Origin of the sequence: Parahoeflea alexandrii (assembly GCF_027214025.1) — a bacterium.
GTDB classification, from domain to species: Bacteria; Pseudomonadota; Alphaproteobacteria; order Rhizobiales; family Rhizobiaceae; genus Hoeflea; species Hoeflea alexandrii_A.
This window is the reverse complement of sequence record NZ_JAPWHB010000005.1, coordinates 323724-341778: the sequence shown is the minus strand read 5'-3', so window position 1 is coordinate 341778 and position 18055 is coordinate 323724. Positions and strand designations below refer to the sequence as shown.

Sequence of the window (18055 nt, the reverse complement as noted above, 5' to 3'; positions counted from 1 at the left end):
CGTAAGGATTAGGTAGAATGGATCATGTGGGTGGCTTTGACAAAGCGATCCTTTACGGACGAAATGTAAGAGAAATTCCAATCTCGATTGACGCCACCCAATTTGAAACGCCTGCGGAGGGTGAGCCGAGATTGGCTTTCCGCAAAGTGTCGCGAAAGCAGGGATTGTGTCCATCAGCATTTGGAAAGCGGGAGCCTGGCGCTGAAATGGGCAGCTTGTTTTGCACGCCCGCCAGCGTGGTCAAAACGCCCCACTCCCCGACCATGAAGGCTCACCCGGGCAATTCGTCCGGGATGCGTTTGGCGATGCCTAATCCAGGCCGACACGGAAATTATTTCCGCCTTTTCAATGCTGCCAATCCAAACGTCACCCGTTTTGTCTCGCCTCATATTCAAAGACGGACACGAATAAACCGAGGCGAATATCAAGCCAATGACCGATTCCGGAGAGAGGCGCTTCAGGCAGAATATTGGCAAGCCGAATCATGGTCTGATAAGTTGCAAAAGGCCAAAACTGTTCTGGGATGATCCGCGACAAAATGAATTCCGAGCCAAGCTTCAGCCCATTCTTGTCATGGACGAACGAAATCCGTTCGCGGTCAATGAGTTCGGCGACGGGCAAAGTCCCGTAAAAGACAGTAGTCACCATCACACCTGATCATGAGAACCGGGGCAAATAGCCGAGATCATCATCGGCGTCAGTGGCAGCCGGCGGAATGGCGGTTTTCAGGTCGCCCAGATCGATGCCAACCGTCCGTGCCGCGATGAGCAACTTTTCGAGATGACAACTGGGCTTGCCTTTCTCCAGGTCGACTATGAAGCGTTCGCCGGTCCCGCAACGTTCTGCAAGCTGGGCCTGTGTCCATCCCTGCTTTTTTCTATTCACTCGGACAAGTGCGCCGAATTCTGCGGCTGAACGGATCATGAGGTGCCCTTGATAGTTCAGCTTACCGTACAGGAAGAATTCTCAAAAATCTATCGAAACTTCCCGATAAGGAAGATATTGGATGAGAAGGTAAAATACTTCCCGATCGGGCAGGCAGCGGTCAAGAGATTGATCAGACCCCATTTCATGATAGGTTGATGTCGGATGGAGGCAAGACATTTGGCTTGCTTGGAGTTTTACCGAACTCGTCAACGAAAGGCCATTACTGGTCGTGCGTACCGTTCAAAGACTGCGGAGTGACGTGTTTCATATACGTCGTCTTGTGCGAGGATAATTCCTCCCAATTGAGGGATGACCCATAGGGGTCATTGCACGTCCGCTTCAGAAATGAAGCAAAGGACGTGGACTCATGCCATCAAGAAACAGACTCAAAAACCTCAGAAACCAGGCGGCCCAACAACAAGGATGGCGCTGCCACTATTGCCAGATGCCGATGTGGGACTCCAGTCCTGAGGAGTTCATCGTGCGCTATCCGATTCCGCCCGGTCTGGCCACGCGGTTTCAATGCACCGCCGAACATGTCGAAGCCCGATGCGATGGCGGCAAGGATGTTGCCCCGAACATCGTCGCCGCCTGCCACTTCTGCAACGCTACACGGCACAAGGCAAAGCACCCTGCGGATGCTGTGACCTACGCGTCTCATGTGCGGTCGAGGCTGGCCAACGGCAAGTGGCACCCATCACAGGTCAGCGCGATTCTCGCCGAACGAAGGGCTGACCCAGAACGCGCGCAATGAGCATCGTTCGGCGCTGGCCCTCAGCTTTACGCTTCCTGTTGGGAATTGTCTTGCACGACTGTCCCCCGGGCGTGTATGACAATTTTGTCTTACAAGAACTGTGGTGATCGGATTTCACCAACCATTTCAGATGCTTGTGAGGGGGTCGAAAAACCTTAGCTGGGGATCCAGGTTCCCCAGCCACTCTTTTCAATGGGTTATCTTTTCTTCGCCGCACCGCGATTGCCATCGGTAACGGCTAAGGTGATGCAATTATGCGTGCTTCGGCTTCAGCACGACTTTAGCGTTCGGGTGCACAGATTCATTTACAGTCAGAAACCGCAAATGTGCCTTGAGACAGTGACAATATCGATGCTGCTCCCGTCGCTCTGGCGGTAAACGTGTTCAATTGTGGCATCTGCCTTCATTAGTTTTTGCAAAAAATCATAGCCACAATTTTGCTTCACTAAGCCTGCGCGTACAGAACCGGGCAACTGGTCAACAACAGTCGAAACCTCGTAGATGCACCTTATCGTCGCCCTGTCTGCCTCAACGCGCGACAAGGTCGTAGTCTCATCGACTTGTCGCCTTGGAACTTCCAGTGCTATTCGCCTAAGTGTCTCCTCAAGCCCTTGGCTCCGAAGCACCATGTCAATGCTCTCGCTCTGTATGGCGGGGTCTTTTGCGGAGTTCTCGATCATTCGCTTGATCTCCACCTTTATAAAAGTTGAGATGACGAGACCAGCTATGAACAGGACAAAACCGGTAAGAACGCCGACGCCGCCTGTCAGCAGCGGGATAGTTGCCGCGCGGTTTGCGGAAACTGCATTCTTTGATGGCGTAAGCAAGAGCAAGAAGTTTGCGAATGGTACAAACGCGAGAAATGCCTTCCGAGCGTGACCATACGCGTCCATAGAACGCGCCATTGCGATAACGCCGTATCCGTAACCAAATCCCAATCCGATGACGACATCGACAAGCATGAATGACTTGAGACCCGATTTTGGACCACCCGGCTGGGGAATTTCCCAGGGCTAATACTCACGGCGGACCGGATGCGCCGGAGGCATTCATGAGCGTTATCGGCCGCTTGTTGCCCATGGCGCTGTGAGGGCGAACCTCGTTGTAGTCTCTACCATTGCCCGGCAGTCGTTTGCTTGCAAACGATGAGAGGGGCCATTCCCCCATCTTCTGGCGGGCGTCGTCAAGCGTCAGGAACCAGTGCTGGTTCAGACATTCCGCCCGGAAGTTAACGCCGCGGTTGAAGACTCAAGGAGCACAGACCGATGAAATTCGTAACCCTCGCCAACGGCACACCGGACGGACGGCTTCATGTCGCTTCCCGCGACGGACAACTCGCAGTGCCTGCCGATAATGCCGGGACCCTGCAACAGGCCCTTGAAACATGGGCCGAGAACGCAATTCTCTGGCAGGCGCAATATGACAGGCTGAATGCCGGTGAAGCCGCCGATGCCCAGCCTCTTTCAGCAGACGCGACGCTCGCGCCCTTGCCGCGTGCGTGGCAGTGGCTCGACGGATCGGCCTTTGAAACCCACTCCCTGTTGATCCAGAAAGCCTGGGGACAGCCGGAAGTTGGCCTCAACGACCGCCCGCTGATGTACCAGGGGATGTCCGACCGTTTCCTGCCGCCCACGGCAACGGCTGTCTTTCCCTCGGCCAGGGACGGGATCGATTTCGAGGGCGAATACGGTGTCATCCTCGATGCCGTGCCGATGGGCACCAGGGCCGAAGACGCCTCAAGATACATCCGCCTGATCGTCCTGATCAATGACTGGAGCCTTCGGACCATCGGCCCCATCGAGATGGCGACAGGCTTCGGCTGGCTCCAATGCAAGCCCGCCTGCGGCATCGCGCCTTTCGCGGTCACCCCGGACGAACTGGGTGCGTCATGGCAGAACAACCGCGTCTGCCTGCCGCTGCAGGTACGTCTCAACGGTGCGGAATTCGGCCGCACCAATGGCAATGAGATGAAATTCGGATTTGACCAGCTGATCGCCCATGCCGCCTATTCGCGCAATCTGCCCGCCGGAACCATCCTTGGCTCGGGCACGGTCTCCAACAAGGACTACGAGAGCGTCGGCTCAAGCTGCATCGCCGAGCGCCGCGCCATCGAAACCATCCGGGTCGGTGAGGCCCGGACCCGTTTCATGCAGAATGGCGACCGGGTCCAGATGCGTTCCGAGACGGAAACGGGTGACAATCTCTTTGGCGACATAGCCCAGACCGTTTCCGTTCTCGGGCCGTAACTGAGAACTCCGGCGTGTTGGCGGCTTCATCTGCGACAGTCATCGCGTTGAGATCGCCAGTGCAGCCAGGCCGCACAGGTTATCAACATAATCAACGGCCAGCACCAGCCGGTCGGCGCTATTGGAGTGCGTAGTGCGCGCCACGCCAAGGACGTGGCCACGAGCGCCCCTGGCAACGCAAGCAGTGCCACGGTTATGAGGCAAAGGAGCAGGCCGGTGAGCGGATTGCGGTTGGCCGTCGGCAACCTACCGGTCAAACATACGATTGAGGATAAACACCGTGACGCCCAGCGCCAGGCCGGGCCAGATGAGCAGCATCGGGTTGTCGAAGATAAACATGCGGTATTCGAACAGCATTCCACCCCAATCCGGCAGCGACGGATCGGCGCCCAGTCCGATGAAGGCAAGCGACGCGTAGGCAATGGCTGCAGCACCGGACTGGTTGCCGATATAAGTCAGCAATGCCGGCAGGGTGTTGGGAAGGAGATGCCGGGTCAGCATTCCAAGCGGCGGCACGCCAAGCGCGACCGCGGCGGTTATGAAGGGTTGTCCGAGCACCCTTTTTGTCAGGGAATGGGTAAAAAGGGTCAGTGGCCCGATCGCTGCTAGGCCGAGCGCAATTCCGGCATTCAACGGTGACAGTCCGAAAACCGCGGCGGCGGTGAGGGCAACTATAAGGGTTGGCACCATGATGAATACCTGGCTGGCGCGGAGGATCACTGTCTCGCGCCAGCCGCCAAGCAGCGCTGCGAGCGTACCGAAAAGTGCGCCACCGGCAAACCCGATCGAGGCCACGGCAACAATGACTGTCCCGGTCCGAAGCCCGCCGATCATCAGCCGTGAAAGAAGGTCGCGCCCGAGGTGATCGGTTCCAAGCGGGTGGCTCAGACTCGGGCCAGAATGACGCGCCAGAATGTCGACCGCATCGGGATCATGCGGCTGCCAAAGGCCGGCAGCAAGCAGGATTGCGATCAGAAGGAGTAGAGCGAGGCCGCGTGTCATGACAGGCGGGGATCGAGCCGGCTCATCAGAAACCGGGCGAGCAGATCGACCAGTATCATCCACAGCGCCACGACCATCACATAGGCCTGAAGCACCATCTGATCGCGCGCCGAGATGCTGAGCACAAGAAACTGGCTGATCCCCGGCAGACCGAACAGGATTTCCATCGTTGCCGAACTTCCGATCACCCATCCCGCCTCTGCGTGAACGGCGGCTATCACCGCATAGAATGCGCTGGGGTGGGCATGGCGCCAGAGCGCCCTCGCGTCAGAAAGCCCTTTTGCCCGCGCGGTGAGAAACCAGGGCTGCGCCATTGCCGCTTGCAGCCCCTGCCGATAGACGCGTGCGAGAACCGCCATCGAATGCAGCGAGATGAGGCAGATGGAAAGCATCACGGCAGCTGCGTGATCGGAGAACGGCTGGAGCCAGCGCAGCTTCACCCCGAGAACCCATATCAGCACCAGACCTGTCGCGAAGATCGGTATCGACTGCGTGGCCACAGACAACAGGCGGCTCAATCGATCGGCCAGCCCGCCTGGATGCAGGGCCGAGACAAAGCCGATCGGAAGTGCAAGCGCGATTGCCAGTCCGATGCCGGATGCCCCGAGCAGCAGCGAAAGGGGCAGCCTTTTCATGAATTCTTCAAAGACAGGTTCGCCGGTGCGGAAAGAGCGACCCCATTCGCCCTGCAGGAAACTCACCAGCCAGTCCCCGTATCGGACCAGAAAGGGACGGTCGAGCCCCCACTCGCGCCTGAGGGCGGCAACCGTTTCATCGGTTGCCGCCAGGTTCCAGGCCCGAATGGCGATTTCGACCGGATCAGCCGGCATCAGCGCGATGATTGCAAAAGCTGCAAAGGATATGACCAGGAGGCCAAGCCCCGACTGCATCGCCCATGATGCCGGTTTTTTCACCGGACTACCTGCCCTGACCGATATCGGCGCGCAGCACGTGGTAATCCGATCCCCAGGGTTCGTAGTTTTTCATCCGCTGCGACAGGCCGACATACCAGACCGGCGAGACAAGGAAGGATACAGGCACGTCTTCGAACAGCTTGTTCTGGGCGTCGAGCGCGATCTGGACCCGCTCTTCAGGATCTCCGGTCGTGGCGAAACGGTCGATAATGGCATCGAACTCGGCGGAGGCGTAGTTGGTGTAATTCAACGACGCCCCCGTGCGCAGCATGGAATTGAGGAAGAATGCTGGATCGCCGCTCGGTGCCGTATGCTGTGCCCAGAGCGCAATATCGAAATCACCTCCCGCGGCCACTTCGGAAATGTTGTCGACGATACGTGTATCGAGCGCAATACCCGCCCTCGCCAGTTCCGCCTTGATCACGGGCAACATGGTCACGAGGTCGGGCCGTTGCGGATAGGTGATGGCCAGCAAGCGGAGTTCCTTGCCGTCCTTGCTGCGAATGCCGTCCGAGCCCTTTTCCCAGCCTGCGGCATCAAGGAGCGCTTCGGCCTTTGCCAAATCTCCCATTCGGGCGTCCTTGGCAGCAAAGGGGAAGTAGGGTGCATAAGCGCCAGTTGCCGGCATCCCGCCATTGATCGCCGCTGCAAGTTCTTCGCGATCGAAGGCAAGATCGATCGCCTGACGCACGGCGACTTCCTGAAGCGCGGGGCGTTCGGTGTTGAGAAATGCGAAATACTGATATCCCACGGGGAACGACTTGATGGTCAGATCCGGGTTTCGCTCCAGGCGCGCGACACTTTCCGAAGGCAATCCGAAGGCGAGATCGAGTTCACCGGACTCAAGCGCAATAGCCATTGCCTGGGCATCGCCGAACCGTTTGAGGGACACCGGAGCGCGTGTGTCAGCGTCGTCGAAATGGGGATTCGGGCTGAGCTCGACGGCGTTGTCCGCCTTGAATTCGGCGATCTGGTAGGGTCCCGAGAAGATCGCGGTCCCCTCCTCCGGTCCCGGCTTGTAGGCAATCAACGGCCATTCCGCGAACAGCGCCTGGATGAGCGGAACCGGCTTTTCTGTCGCAACCTTGAGGACGAAGTCCCCGTCGGCGGCAAACTCCAGCTTGCCACCGGTGGCCAGGGCCGCGCCGTTGCTTGCGAAAGTGTGATCGAAACCTGCCTTGAGCGCAGCGGCAGTCACCGGTGTTCCGTCGGAAAAGAAGCGATCCTGCTTCAACTTTATGGTCCATTCCAGGTCACCGGTCCGTTCGGCGGATTGCGCCAGTTCGGGCACCAGCTTGCCGTCCCTGTCGACCATGAACAGCTTCTCGCCGACACCGTGGCTCGCCAGCGCCCACCCGTTGGAGCCCTTGGCCGGATCCAAACCGCTGGTGATGAATGTGGCGCCGAAGCGGAGTTGGTCGGCGGCGCTCACAGGCAAGCTGGCGACCAGACCGGTGGCAATCACCACACCGGCGAGGCAATTTCTCAATACAAATGACATGCAGTTTTCTCCTACTTGAAAAGACTATGACTAAAGGGGGGTACGCAGCCGCTGCTTGCGGCCCGTCGGGTGATAGGCGAAGGCTTCGACAACCGAACCACCGAGAAGGTGCTCGCTGATGATCCGGTCGATGGCTGCTTCGGTGACGCCGCCGTAGTAGGTGCCTTCGGGGAAGACCTGGACGACGGGCGCAAGATTGCAGGGCCCGAGGCAGGTGGATTTCGCCGTCATGGTTCCATCGCCGGTAACCCTGAGCTTCTGGCGAACCTGCTGGTTTCGCAGGTGACACCAGATTGCTTCGGCGCCGGCCATGTTGCAGGCACCTCCCTGGCAAACGAGAACGCGGCGCTTCTGCGCAGGCACCAGTGATCCTTCCACCGGTGAGTTCAGACGGGTCGCGCGTTCGAGGGACGAACTCGCCTCAAGGAGCGCTTCGACAAGATCCGCCAAATGCGGGCTTTCGCTGATCCGTCCGGCAACGGATACCTCCGGCCAGTCTCGCCCGTCCTCGCTTTGCCAGCGACGGACCGATTTCTTCAGCCAGGTGTCGAAGCTCGGCTCCATTGGCAGCACCAGCGGGACAAGGGTAACGCGCGCAACCCGTTGCCCGACAAGCTCGCGCAAGGCGTCCCGCAGAGACGGCATCCCCTGTTCGGTAAAGCCGAATCTGACCAAGACCCCGGGACGCCGCGCGGCCACGCTCGCCGCAATGCGCTCCATGTCAGCGTAAGGTGCAGCGGCAAATGCGGACTTGGCGACGAGAAGAACGGCGTCGCGTTCTTCGGGATTGATCGTTTCAGTCACGACGTGCCCCGCGCGAGGCCAGTCGAGGCGCACAGGAACGCCGCGTTGACAGTGGCCGGATAGGCAACCCTGCACGGCCGGTCGGAGCCCGTGTGGCGGCACGCGGTGCAGACGGTTATGCTATGGGAGGCTGGTGGTGTGGTTGTCGCTCTGGTCGGCATTGCGCGCTCCGCACAAGAGTGCGGGGGGCAAAGTGATCACTGGCTTCGCTATGTCCGGAATTCCGGTTGCTCACGACAATTCTCCCTTTCCGGACACCCCGCCCGGGTTGAGTTTCAATGGTCATGGCAGGTCTCCTGACTTGCGGGTCATTGCTTTCTCAAACCTTCCCAATGCCGTCGTAGCACCAGTGGTCGCTCTTGAGAGAGCTCGCCGCTCACAGTTGCGGGGGCAGTCACGGATTCGGCGCCTCTTGGCTACACCTCACCGTGTTCCCTTTTAATCCGCCTTTCCTTCGAGTCGGGCGGAACCATTCCATGAACCTAGATTTATGTTTTCACCTCGTCAATTGCTTTGCCTTGCTGTTCCGTCGCGATGGTCGAGCTTCACCACATCGTCGCAGAAACGCTCGAGCAGATCGCCGTCGTGGCTGACGATGAGGAGCGCCAGCTTTTCCTCACGCACCACCTCGCCCAGCATGTCGATCACTTCCTGCTGGGTGATCAGGTCGAGCCGCGAGGTTGGTTCATCGGCAAAAAGAAAGACCGGATCGACCATCAGCGCCCGCATCAGCGCGATGCGTTGCAATTCGCCACCGGAAACCTGGCCGGGCGGTCGTTTCAGCAGTTCCGGCGACAGACGCAGCCGCTTGAGCAGACGATCCATCCGCTGCCGGTCGACCCGATGGAGTCTCGCCAGCGCGTTGAGCTCGCGACCGATGGTCTGGGTTCTGGCAAAGGCGCTCGGCGGATCCTGCCAGAGTTTCTGGAACCGGTGCGAAAGGATCGAGGGATCGCGCGACACATGCCCGCCTGACAGCGGAACCAGGCCCAGAAGCGCATTGCCGAGGCTGGTCTTGCCGCAGCCGCTGCGGCCCAGAATGCCGGTGATGGCGCCGGGCCTGAGATCAAGATCGACGCCATCGAACAGGCGCACGCCGCCGCGCACCACCGACAAGCCTCGCGCTGAGATCACCGCCGCCTCGCTGCCTTGTGATCCCTGCCTCCGCGCCCAATTCGATGGCTGGGCGGCGACAAGCCGCCTTGTGTAGTCATGCGAGGGCGCGGCGAGCAGCCGGGACGCAGGCCCCTGTTCGACGATGCGGCCCTTCAGCATTACCATCAGTTCGCCGCCGATCCGCCGCGCCAGGTCGAGATCATGGGTTACGGTCAGCAGCCCGCCTTCCGCTCCAAGCCGGCCAATCAGCAGATCGGCGATCCCGTCGCGCATCGCGGTGTCGAGCCCCTTGGTCGGCTCATCGGCAAACTGGATGGTTGCGCCACCGGCGCGCGCGGCGGAAAAGGCCAATCTTTGCGCCATGCCGCCCGACAGTTCGCCCGGCAGACGTGCCGCAGCCCTTGCCAGCCCGACGGTTTCGAGATCGGCATCGGCATGGGCGCCCCCTGCTGTCTCCAGACTTACGAGGTGATGGACTTCGGCAACCTGCTCGCGGGCCCGCATCAGCGGGTCGAGCGCCAGCCAGGGCTCCTGCGGCAACACCGCGATTGTCCGGCCCCAGAGCCGGCGCATGTTTCCCGGGGCCGAAAGATCAAAGTCTTCGCCGTCGATCCGCGCCGACCCCCGCGCCTGCAGGCCGGCCGGCAATGTGCCCATCAGCGCCTGCATCAAGAGACTTTTACCGGACCCGGTTTCGCCGACGATGGTCAACGGGACACCTGGCCTGAGCGTCAGTGACACCGGCTCGACCAGGCGGCCCTGCGGACCATCGACGGCCACCTCGCGGGCTTCGATAAGAACACTCATGTCTTTGCTCCGGCGATCGAGTTCAGGGCCAGAAGAATGGCAAAACAGGCCAGCACCGGTTGTGCCAGCGCCCAAGGGGCCTCGCGCCAATAGGGAAGCAACTCGACCATCATCAGTCCCATTTCCGGGGTCGGCGCGCGCATGCCGACGCTGACAAAGCCCAGCGCCGCAATCACCATGATGGCATTGGCGACGCCAAAAGCGGCCGCGGTCAGCAGCAGCGGCCGCATTTCCGGCCACAGGTGATGGCAGAAAATGTGCACCGGGCCAAAGCCCAGCAACCGGGCCGCCTCAACGGCAGGCGACTGGATCAGAGACCGCATCATCGAACGCGAAAGACGGAAGAACTCGATCCATTGCACGGCCGCAAGGCCGATCCAGAAGGACACCGCAGTCGATTGTACGATCACGCCGGCAATCAGGACCAGCAGCAGCGCCGGCAGCGCCAGCATGGAGTCCGACACCAGACGCAGGAGCGTGTCGGTCCACCCGCCGCGCCAGCTTGCGAGCATGCCAAGGGCAATGCCGATGAAGGCCGCGGTGACCGTCGAGGCCATGGCCAGGGCAAGCGACAGGCGGACGGCATAAGCCATGCGCGCCAGCATCGAGCGGCCAAGATGATCATAGCCCAGGGGCGCGATCATATCCGGACCGGACAGGGCTTTCGACAGCACCTGCCTGTAGGGGCCGAGCTGGTCGATCAACGGCGCCAGAAGCGCTAACACTACCACTGCGGCAAGCACGATGAAGGCCCACGGCGCCGGGCGGCGAACCGTCTTCGCCGGCGCAATTGCGGTCAAGTCAACCATGTTCGATCCCTGCCCTGTTTGAAGACCGGCCGTCGCCGCGCGGATCGATCCGGGTGATTGCCAGATCAACAAGCGTGTTGATCAAGACGAAGCCCAGCCCCATCACCAGCGCCGTGCCCTGAACCATCGGCACGTCGCGGTGAAAGATCGCGTGGATCAGCGCATGGCCGATGCCCGGCCAGCCGAAAATCGTCTCGACAACCACCACGCCCTCGGCCAGCAGCACGAACTGCAGGCCGAGATAGGTCAGCACCGGGGGCGTGATGTTGCGCAGCCCGTGGCGGAAGAAGACCTGCCGGTCGCTGAGCCCCTTCCACCGGGCGAATTCGTAATAGGAAGATTGCGCCACACCGTGGGTCGCTTCCCGGGTGATGCGCGCCAGAGCCGCCGCCAGCCCCAGCGCCAATGTCAGCGCGGGAAGAACGAGGTGCTTGACATCTCCATGCCCCGCCGCGGGCAAAAGGCGCAACTGCACGGCGAAGATGACGATCAGCACCAGCCCGAGCAGGAATTGCGGCATGGCCCGCGCCGCCGACGAGATCAGGATCAGAAGCCGGTCGGCCGTACTGCCCGCACGCAATCCGCACCAGATACCGACCGGCAGGCCGATCAGCATGGCCAGAAGCACTGCGGCGCCGGCCAGTTGCAGGCTGGCGCCAAGCTGATGGGTGATCTCCGACCAGACCGTTTCTCCCGAGACCAGCGACCGGCCGAGATCGAAGCGGGCGATGTCTCCGATCCAGTCCAGGAAAGCCAGAAGCGGACCTTGATCGAGACCCAGCTCATCGCGCACCTGGGCTGCGGCTTCGGCGGTGGTGTTGTCATAGCCATAGCGCCCCGCGGCGATGCGGAACGCCAGATCGCCCGGCAGGGCCCGCATCATCACAAAGGTGGCAATACCCACGATCACCCCCACGACTCCCGCCTGGGCAAGGCGGAAGCCGAGGATGCGGGCGAGTGAACTCATTGCGCAAAGCTCATGCCGCGCAGGCCGAAGCTGCGCTCATAGGGGTCGATGACCACGCCGGTCACGGCTTTGGAGACCGCGGCGGTCTGCTGGTACCAGGCGATCGGAATGACCGGAAGCTGGTCATTGAGGATGGAAGACACCCGGGCACGGTCTTCATCGGTTCCGGTGCCGCTGGCAAGCTTGTCGACCAGGCCGGTCAACTCAGCGTTCTCCCAGCCCATGGCGCCCCAGTCGCCGCCCGGAGCGTAATCCTGCAACAGGGTTCCGATCGGATCGGGAACCAGGCCGAAGTTGCGGGCGAACAACGCCATTTGCAGCGTGCCATCGGCGTGCTTGGCCGGGATTTCGGAGAAATTGGTGGAGTTGATGACTGCCTTGATGCCGACATCGGCGAACATCTGTTCGAGAACCGCGGCAACAAGCGGCAGTTCCGGGCGATCGGGATAGGTCAGCAATTCCACCTCGAACCGATCGCCATCCTTCTCAAGAATGCCATCTGCACCCGGCATCCAGCCTTCCTGGGCCAGCAGGGCCTTGGCGGCTTCCGGATCGAAACCGAGCGGAGAAGTGCCTGCCTGATGCCACTGCGCCATGGCCGGCGGAAACATCTGGTCCGCGGCCGCGGGGTAGCGCAGCACCGCGCTGGCCAATCCGGCGCGGTCGATGGCGAGGCTCAGCGCCTTACGCTCGGCGACCGTGTCGAAATGCGGATCGGCCGCGTTGAGTTTCAGCATCAACGTGCGGGGGATCGAGACCGAATGGATCCCGACCTGATCCACCGAAGCCAGCCTCTGGACCGACGCAGGATCGAGGTTGAAGACGAAATCGGCATCGCCGCTTTCCGCCATCAGGGCGCGGGTTTCGGCGCGGCCGATGGCGGAATAGCTTGCCCTGGCGATCGCCGGCTTGGCACCCCAATAGGCCTCGTTGCGCTCGGTCCGGAGCGACAACGGCGCCTGCATGTCGGTCACCTTGAACGGACCTGTGGCGATGACGGATGTCGCCATGCCATCGGGACCGTAGGCCCGGGGCGCCAGGATCTGCGAGCGGTACTCGGCCAGGAAGGCCGGCAGCGCGGCGAAGGGCTCGGACAGGGAGATCACCAGATCCGCGCCGTCGGCTGTGATGGACGTAATCGGCGCATTCGAAAGCAAGCCCTTCTTCGCCCTGGCGATGTCAAGCGCCGCTGCGGCGGTGGAGGCGGTGAACGGCGACCCATCATGGAAGGTCACGCCCTCGCGCAGGTCAAACCGCCAGTTGAGCCCGTCATCGGACACCGACCAGCTCTCAGCGAGGCCGGGCTGCAGGTGGCCGGCCGTGTCGGCATTCACCAGCGTCTCGGCGATGTCCATCTTGAGAAAAATGTCACCCGACAACGACGGATCGGCGCCCTTGATTTCAAAAGGCGCGGCAACGACAAACACGTCGTCAGCGGCCAGAGCGGCCGGTGAAAGGCTCGTAGACAGAAGGATGGCAAGGGCGAGTCTCTTCATCATTGGGGATCTCTTGGTTGGTTGAAAATCGGATTTCTGGAAATGCGTGTAGTGCCGTCCGCTGCGCAGTGTCCGCGCGGTTCGAACGGTCGCCGGATCGCTCCGGATTCCGGGCTGGTCCTGCTGGAAGCGCCTAAGCCACCTTCTTGTCCCAGGCCGGAAACGGATCGGGCATGGATGTCCACAGATCGGGCAGCAAGGCCGGCGCGTTCACCAGGCAGGCGTCGAGATCGCGGCGAATGGCAACCTCGTCCATCGGATCGCAGCCGATGAACACCAGCTCCTGGCGGCGATCGCCCCAGACGGGATCGAAGTACGGCGCCATGGCGCGATGCCATGCCGGATCATCGGGCCAGTATTCCTTTGGAGCCGCCGACCACCACAACCCGCGCTTTTCGGTACGGACAAGCGCGCCGGCCATGGAGAGCTCGCCGACAAACCGCGGCCTGGTCGCCAGCCAGAAGAAGCCCTTGGCGCGCACCACACCGGGCCAGGGACGGTTGATGAAGGCTTTCAGCTTCATCGGTTCGAAGGGCTGGCGGGCGCGGTAGACAAAGGAGCGGATGCCATATTCCTCGGTCTCGGGAACATGATCCTTGAAGCCGTTGAGCTCCTTGTACCAGAACGGGTGCTCATGCGCCTTGTCGAAGTCGAAACGGCCTGTACCCAGAACCTCGCGCGGAGCAACCTGCGCGAAATCGGTCTCGATCAAGAAAGCGTCAGGATTGAGCGAACGGATGATCTTGCGTGCCGCATCCAGGTTTTCCGGCGATGTTGCCGACACCTTGTTGAGGATGATCGTGTCGGCGAATTCGATCTGGTCGACGAGCAGATCCACAAGCGTGCGGTTGTCCTCGTCGCCCAGTGTCTCGCCGCGATCACGCAGGAAATCGCTCGAGGCATAGTCCTTGAGCAGGCTTGCCGCATCGACCACCGTGACCATCGAATCGAGCCTGGCGACATCCGACAGGCTGAAGCCCTGCTCGTCGCGGAATTCGAAGGTAGAGGCGACGGGCAGCGGTTCGGAAATACCGGTCGATTCAATCAGCAGGTGATCGAACCGGCCCTGGGCGGCAAGCGCGGTCACCTCGGCCAGAAGATCGTCGCGCAGCGTGCAGCAGATGCAGCCATTGGTCATCTCGACCAGTTGCTCGTCGGTGCGCGACAGGTTTGCACCGCCATCGCGAATGAGGGTCGCGTCGATGTTGACCTCGCTCATGTCGTTGACGATGACCGCCACCCGCATGCCTTCGCGGTTGTTAAGGATGTGGTTGAGCAACGTGGTCTTGCCCGCGCCGAGGAAGCCGGACAGCACGGTGACCGGGAGGTGTTGGTTTTCCATATGTTATACCATGACTACCGAGGTTACGAGAAAGCGGGCGACGTTTGCCGCCCGCGATGGAGGCAAGTCTCGATGTCAGCTAGCTTCCGACAGGCAGGTCTTGATGGATGACGCCATTTTGCGAATGACATGGAAGTAGAGATCGGGGCCGTTTTCCAGTTCCGCGCCCAGCGGGTCGATCACCCCGGACCTGGCCTGCGTGCCCTCGATCACCGTCGAGATCAGCTTCGGTTCGAACTGCGGCTCGGCGAAGACGCAGGCCGCTCCCAGTTCCTGCACGCGGGCACGGATCTCGGTAATGCGTTCGGCGCCGGGCATGACTTCCGGTGAAACCGTGATGGAGCCGGATGCCGTCACGCCGAAGCGCTTCTCGAAATACTGATAGGCATCGTGAAACACGATGAACCCCTTGTCCTTGACCGGTTCCAGTTCGGCGCCGACCTCGGCAATCAGAGTATCGAGCTTCGCACTGACGGCTTCGGCATTGGCCTCGTACTTTGCCGCATTGTCCGGATCGGCGGCAATCAGTGCTTCCTCGATCTCATGAACCATCGCCTTGGCATTCATCGGATCAAGCCAGACGTGGGCGTCAAACGCACCATGGTCGTGACCCTCGTGACCGGCCTCGCCCGTCTTTTCGTGATCGTGGTCGTCCTCATCATGGCCGGCTTCAGCCGTTTTCTCATTGCCATGGTCATCGTGATCGTCATGCCCGGCCGCCGCAGCCTCGTCATGATCATCTTGATCACCATGGCTGTGCTTCTCGAACGCACCGCCTTCCCGAAAACCCAGCCTGACCAGATCATGGGCATCGATCAACTCGACCGACCTGGCGTTCGCACCAACGGTTTCCAGCGGCTTTTCAAGAAATGCTTCCAGCTCATGTCCGATCCAGAAGACCAGATTGGCCTTCTCCAGCATCTGCGCCTGGGACGGCTTCAAGGCGTAATTGTGTGGCGAGCCTGCGCCCTCGATGATCAGGCCGGGCTCACCCACACCTTCCATCACCGCAGCCACCAGCGAATGAACCGGCTTGATGGATGCCACCACGTTTACCTCTGCACTGGCCGAGACAGCGGTGTATGCAAGCAGTGAAGTCGCCAGCAAAAGGGATTTGATCTTATGCATTTCAATCTCCGGAATGGTGCGTTTGTCACGTTATCTCATAACACGATTGCGTAACGGTATAACGTGTGCAATAAGCATATGCAAGACCCTCGTACAGGAATCGTTTTCAATGGCCCGAATGAACCATGCTGAACAAGCCTGAAGCGCTCGCTACCCTCGAAAGTGCCGGCATTCACCGTGCCGGACGATGGCTGGTCCGTGGTGTCTCGATGTCGGTGGATGCAGGGGAGATCGTCACCCTCATCGGCCCGAACGGATCTGGAAAGTCGACCACCGCAAAGATGGTGCTGGGAATCCTCAAGCCGGATGAAGGCAGCGTCATTCGCAAGACGGGCCTGCGCGTTGCCTATGTTCCCCAGAAACTCTCCGTGGACTGGACAATGCCGCTCACTGTCAGCCGTTTCATGCGGCTGACCGGACATGTCAGCGACGATGAAGCGAATTCTGCGATGTCTTCCACAGGCATATCGCATCTTGCAGGCGCCGAGGTGCGCAATCTGTCCGGCGGTGAGTTCCAGCGGGTCATGCTGGCCCGCGCCATGGCCCGAAAGCCGGACCTGCTTGTGCTGGACGAACCGGTTCAGGGCGTCGACTTCACCGGCGAGATCGCGCTTTATGATCTGATCAAGCGGATCCGCGATGAAATGCATTGCGGCATTCTCCTGATCTCGCACGATCTCCATGTCGTCATGGCTGCAACCGACCGCGTGATCTGCCTGAACGGTCATGTCTGCTGTTCCGGTACGCCGAAGGCTGTTGCTTCCAGTGCGGAATACAAGGCACTGTTTGGCGCCCGCGCCGCCTCGTCGCTCGCCGTCTACGAGCACCATCACGACCATACCCATCTGCCCGACGGCCGGGTAAGGCATGCCGACGGCACGGTCACCGACCACTGCCACTCGGAAGACGGCCACCATCATGAACATGATCATGACGGGCATGAACACGAACCACATGGCCACGACAGGGAGGCCAGGCGCGATGCTTGACGACTTCTTCACACGCGCAATCCTGGCCGGCATCGGGGTGGCGCTGGTCACGGGGCCGCTCGGCTGCTTCATCGTCTGGCGCAGGCTGGCCTATTTTGGCGACACGCTTTCTCACGCTGCGCTTTTAGGCGTGGCATTGGCTTTCCTGTTCGAGGTCAACATCACTCTCGCCGTCTTCGGCGTGTCCGCCTGCGTGTCGATCGCACTGCTGCTGCTGCAGAAACGCGCAACCCTGTCGGCCGATGCGCTGCTTGGCCTGCTTGCCCATTCGGCGCTTGCGTTGGGCCTTGTCGCGCTTGCCTTCATGACATGGGTCCGCATGGACCTGATGGGTTTCCTTTTCGGGGACATCCTGGCCGTCTCGAAGACGGACATAGCCGTCATCTGGCTCGGCGGCGTCGTGGTTCTCGCCATACTCGCGGCCATCTGGCGGCCGCTCTTTGCCGCCACCGTCAACCGGGAACTCGCCGAAGCCGAAGGCATGAACCCCGAACGGGCCAATATCATCTTCATGCTGTTGATGGCGGCCGTCATTGCCATCTCGATGAAGATCGTCGGCGTGCTGCTGATCACCGCCATGCTGATCATTCCCACTGCCGCGGCGCGCAGGTTTGCGGCAGGCCCGGAGCAGATGGCCGTGCTGGCGGCCGTCATCGGCGCCGTCGCCGTCATCGGCGGCCTGTTCGGTTCGCTGGAATGGGATACGCCGGCAGGACCGAGCATCGTGGTGGCCGCGCTCTGTCTCTTTGTCTTGTCCATCCTGCCCGTCTTTAGCCGCACAGGCGCAAAACCGGCCGGGCCTGATAGCGGCTCACCCCGAGCGCACAAAGGAGCACGTCCATGAACGAGCATGTTCACACAACGTCCGAACTGACAAAAAACCAGGCGCTGGTCATGGGCGCGTTGAGCCAGTCGGACAGCCCGCTCAGCGCCTACACGATCCTTGATCATCTACGCGATGACGGCTTTCGAGCCCCCCTGCAGGTCTATCGCGCGCTCGACAAACTTGTGGAGTTCGGTCTCGTACACCGACTTGAGAGCCTCAATGCCTTTGTTGCCTGCCGCCATCCGGGCTGCGATGCGCACCAGGCCATCGCCTTCATGATCTGCGAGACTTGTGGACAGGTAAACGAGATTTCAGACACTTCGCTGGCAGAGCGGCTGAAGCAACTTGCATCGAAAGCCGGCTTTGCGCTGAAGAAGTCAACCGTCGAACTGCGTGGCATCTGCAGCAACTGCCAGGCCGCCTGACC

At 60.8% G+C, this 18055-nt stretch carries 18 protein-coding genes, 1 pseudogene and 1 riboswitch; of the genes and pseudogenes, 6 read left to right on the top strand and 13 right to left on the bottom strand.

The window, feature by feature from the left end; all coding sequences use genetic code 11:
- Window positions 1-17 precede the first annotated feature (17 nt).
- Window positions 18-527, top strand: a complete 510-nt coding sequence (locus O4H62_RS18010; RefSeq protein ID WP_269389949.1) for a hypothetical protein — start codon at window positions 18-20, stop codon at window positions 525-527.
- A 130-nt stretch (window positions 528-657) separates the two neighbouring features.
- Here O4H62_RS18010 and O4H62_RS18005 read toward each other — a convergent pair whose 3' ends face one another.
- Window positions 658-924: a helix-turn-helix transcriptional regulator gene (locus tag O4H62_RS18005; protein ID WP_269389947.1), complete on the bottom strand. Its 267-nt coding sequence runs from the start codon at window positions 922-924 to the stop codon at window positions 658-660.
- Between the two features lie 370 nt (window positions 925-1294).
- Here O4H62_RS18005 and O4H62_RS18000 point away from each other — a divergent pair, with 370 nt between their 5' ends.
- A complete protein-coding gene (locus O4H62_RS18000) occupies window positions 1295-1681 on the top strand; it encodes an HNH endonuclease (protein ID WP_269389946.1) in 387 nt (128 codons plus the stop codon).
- A gap of 311 nt (window positions 1682-1992) precedes the next feature.
- Here the strand turns inward: O4H62_RS18000 and O4H62_RS17995 are convergent, their stop codons facing one another.
- Complete coding sequence (locus tag O4H62_RS17995) at window positions 1993-2643, bottom strand: hypothetical protein (protein ID WP_269389945.1); 651 nt, start codon at window positions 2641-2643, stop codon at window positions 1993-1995.
- Window positions 2644-2701: 58 nt separating this feature from the next.
- Window positions 2702-2908: pseudogene (locus O4H62_RS17990) on the bottom strand (hypothetical protein); the annotation flags it as partial.
- Window positions 2909-2946: 38 nt separating this feature from the next.
- Here O4H62_RS17990 and O4H62_RS17985 point away from each other — a divergent pair.
- Window positions 2947-3927: a fumarylacetoacetate hydrolase family protein gene (locus O4H62_RS17985; protein WP_269389944.1), complete on the top strand. Its 981-nt coding sequence runs from the start codon at window positions 2947-2949 to the stop codon at window positions 3925-3927.
- Window positions 3928-4173: 246 nt separating this feature from the next.
- Here the strand turns inward: O4H62_RS17985 and O4H62_RS17980 are convergent, their stop codons facing one another.
- The 10 genes from O4H62_RS17980 to O4H62_RS17935 all read right to left on the bottom strand — a co-directional run bounded on the left by O4H62_RS17980 (window position 4174) and on the right by O4H62_RS17935 (window position 15813).
- The gene (locus O4H62_RS17980; protein WP_269389943.1) at window positions 4174-4929 is read right to left on the bottom strand and encodes an ABC transporter permease; all 756 of its coding nucleotides are present in this window, start codon (window positions 4927-4929) and stop codon (window positions 4174-4176) included.
- Window positions 4926-5843 (bottom strand): ABC transporter permease, encoded by a 918-nt coding sequence (locus O4H62_RS17975; protein WP_269389942.1) that lies wholly within the window; start codon window positions 5841-5843, stop codon window positions 4926-4928. Before O4H62_RS17975 ends, O4H62_RS17980 begins: the two co-directional genes overlap by 4 nt.
- Window positions 5844-5847: 4 nt before the next feature.
- Complete coding sequence (locus tag O4H62_RS17970) at window positions 5848-7344, bottom strand: ABC transporter substrate-binding protein (RefSeq protein WP_269389940.1); 1497 nt, start codon at window positions 7342-7344, stop codon at window positions 5848-5850.
- 30 nt (window positions 7345-7374) lie between these two features.
- A complete protein-coding gene (locus O4H62_RS17965; RefSeq protein WP_269389938.1) occupies window positions 7375-8148 on the bottom strand; it encodes a (2Fe-2S) ferredoxin domain-containing protein in 774 nt (257 codons plus the stop codon).
- A 269-nt stretch (window positions 8149-8417) separates the two neighbouring features.
- A riboswitch (cobalamin riboswitch) is annotated at window positions 8418-8637 on the bottom strand.
- Window positions 8638-8652: 15 nt separating this feature from the next.
- Entirely contained in the window at window positions 8653-10071 is a 1419-nt protein-coding gene (locus O4H62_RS17960) for an ABC transporter ATP-binding protein (protein ID WP_269389937.1), read from the bottom strand.
- A complete protein-coding gene (locus O4H62_RS17955; RefSeq protein ID WP_269389936.1) occupies window positions 10068-10880 on the bottom strand; it encodes an ABC transporter permease in 813 nt (270 codons plus the stop codon). The genes O4H62_RS17960 and O4H62_RS17955 overlap by 4 nt, the downstream gene beginning before the upstream one ends.
- Window positions 10873-11847: an ABC transporter permease gene (locus tag O4H62_RS17950; RefSeq protein WP_269389935.1), complete on the bottom strand. Its 975-nt coding sequence runs from the start codon at window positions 11845-11847 to the stop codon at window positions 10873-10875. The genes O4H62_RS17955 and O4H62_RS17950 overlap by 8 nt, the downstream gene beginning before the upstream one ends.
- Window positions 11844-13346, bottom strand: coding sequence for an ABC transporter substrate-binding protein (locus O4H62_RS17945; RefSeq protein ID WP_269389934.1), 1503 nt, complete (start codon window positions 13344-13346; stop codon window positions 11844-11846). Before O4H62_RS17945 ends, O4H62_RS17950 begins: the two co-directional genes overlap by 4 nt.
- A gap of 130 nt (window positions 13347-13476) precedes the next feature.
- Window positions 13477-14685 (bottom strand): GTP-binding protein, encoded by a 1209-nt coding sequence (locus tag O4H62_RS17940; protein ID WP_269389933.1) that lies wholly within the window; start codon window positions 14683-14685, stop codon window positions 13477-13479.
- A gap of 75 nt (window positions 14686-14760) precedes the next feature.
- A complete protein-coding gene (locus tag O4H62_RS17935; protein WP_269389931.1) occupies window positions 14761-15813 on the bottom strand; it encodes a zinc ABC transporter substrate-binding protein in 1053 nt (350 codons plus the stop codon).
- 125 nt (window positions 15814-15938) lie between these two features.
- On the opposite strand from O4H62_RS17935, the gene O4H62_RS17930 reads away from it, so the two are divergent.
- The 3 genes from O4H62_RS17930 to O4H62_RS17920 are packed head-to-tail and all read left to right on the top strand — an operon-like array spanning window position 15939 to window position 18053.
- Complete coding sequence (locus O4H62_RS17930) at window positions 15939-16802, top strand: metal ABC transporter ATP-binding protein (RefSeq protein WP_269389930.1); 864 nt, start codon at window positions 15939-15941, stop codon at window positions 16800-16802.
- Window positions 16795-17646 carry an iron chelate uptake ABC transporter family permease subunit gene (locus tag O4H62_RS17925; protein ID WP_269389928.1) on the top strand — a complete coding sequence of 284 codons (852 nt, stop codon included), beginning with the start codon at window positions 16795-16797 and terminating at the stop codon, window positions 17644-17646. The genes O4H62_RS17930 and O4H62_RS17925 overlap by 8 nt, the downstream gene beginning before the upstream one ends.
- A complete protein-coding gene (locus tag O4H62_RS17920) occupies window positions 17643-18053 on the top strand; it encodes a Fur family transcriptional regulator (protein ID WP_269389927.1) in 411 nt (136 codons plus the stop codon). Before O4H62_RS17925 ends, O4H62_RS17920 begins: the two co-directional genes overlap by 4 nt.
- Window positions 18054-18055 lie beyond the last annotated feature (2 nt).

Excerpts from the sequence above, each read along its gene's own strand:
- O4H62_RS17930 (WP_269389930.1), top strand. The coding sequence starts at position 15,939 with ATGCTGAACAAGCCTGAAGCGCTCGCTACCCTCGAAAGTGCCGGCATT.
- O4H62_RS17960 (WP_269389937.1), bottom strand. The coding sequence starts at position 10,071 with ATGAGTGTTCTTATCGAAGCCCGCGAGGTGGCCGTCGATGGTCCGCAG.
- O4H62_RS17970 (WP_269389940.1), bottom strand. The coding sequence starts at position 7,344 with ATGTCATTTGTATTGAGAAATTGCCTCGCCGGTGTGGTGATTGCCACC.
- O4H62_RS18005 (WP_269389947.1), bottom strand. The coding sequence starts at position 924 with ATGATCCGTTCAGCCGCAGAATTCGGCGCACTTGTCCGAGTGAATAGA.
- O4H62_RS17920 (WP_269389927.1), top strand. The coding sequence starts at position 17,643 with ATGAACGAGCATGTTCACACAACGTCCGAACTGACAAAAAACCAGGCG.
- O4H62_RS17940 (WP_269389933.1), bottom strand. The coding sequence starts at position 14,685 with ATGGAAAACCAACACCTCCCGGTCACCGTGCTGTCCGGCTTCCTCGGC.
- O4H62_RS17995 (WP_269389945.1), bottom strand. The coding sequence starts at position 2,643 with ATGCTTGTCGATGTCGTCATCGGATTGGGATTTGGTTACGGATACGGC.
- O4H62_RS17985 (WP_269389944.1), top strand. The coding sequence starts at position 2,947 with ATGAAATTCGTAACCCTCGCCAACGGCACACCGGACGGACGGCTTCAT.
- O4H62_RS17935 (WP_269389931.1), bottom strand. The coding sequence starts at position 15,813 with ATGCATAAGATCAAATCCCTTTTGCTGGCGACTTCACTGCTTGCATAC.
- O4H62_RS17950 (WP_269389935.1), bottom strand. The coding sequence starts at position 11,847 with ATGAGTTCACTCGCCCGCATCCTCGGCTTCCGCCTTGCCCAGGCGGGA.
- O4H62_RS18010 (WP_269389949.1), top strand. The coding sequence starts at position 18 with ATGGATCATGTGGGTGGCTTTGACAAAGCGATCCTTTACGGACGAAAT.
- O4H62_RS17945 (WP_269389934.1), bottom strand. The coding sequence starts at position 13,346 with ATGATGAAGAGACTCGCCCTTGCCATCCTTCTGTCTACGAGCCTTTCA.
- O4H62_RS18000 (WP_269389946.1), top strand. The coding sequence starts at position 1,295 with ATGCCATCAAGAAACAGACTCAAAAACCTCAGAAACCAGGCGGCCCAA.
- O4H62_RS17925 (WP_269389928.1), top strand. The coding sequence starts at position 16,795 with ATGCTTGACGACTTCTTCACACGCGCAATCCTGGCCGGCATCGGGGTG.
- O4H62_RS17955 (WP_269389936.1), bottom strand. The coding sequence starts at position 10,880 with ATGGTTGACTTGACCGCAATTGCGCCGGCGAAGACGGTTCGCCGCCCG.
- O4H62_RS17980 (WP_269389943.1), bottom strand. The coding sequence starts at position 4,929 with ATGACACGCGGCCTCGCTCTACTCCTTCTGATCGCAATCCTGCTTGCT.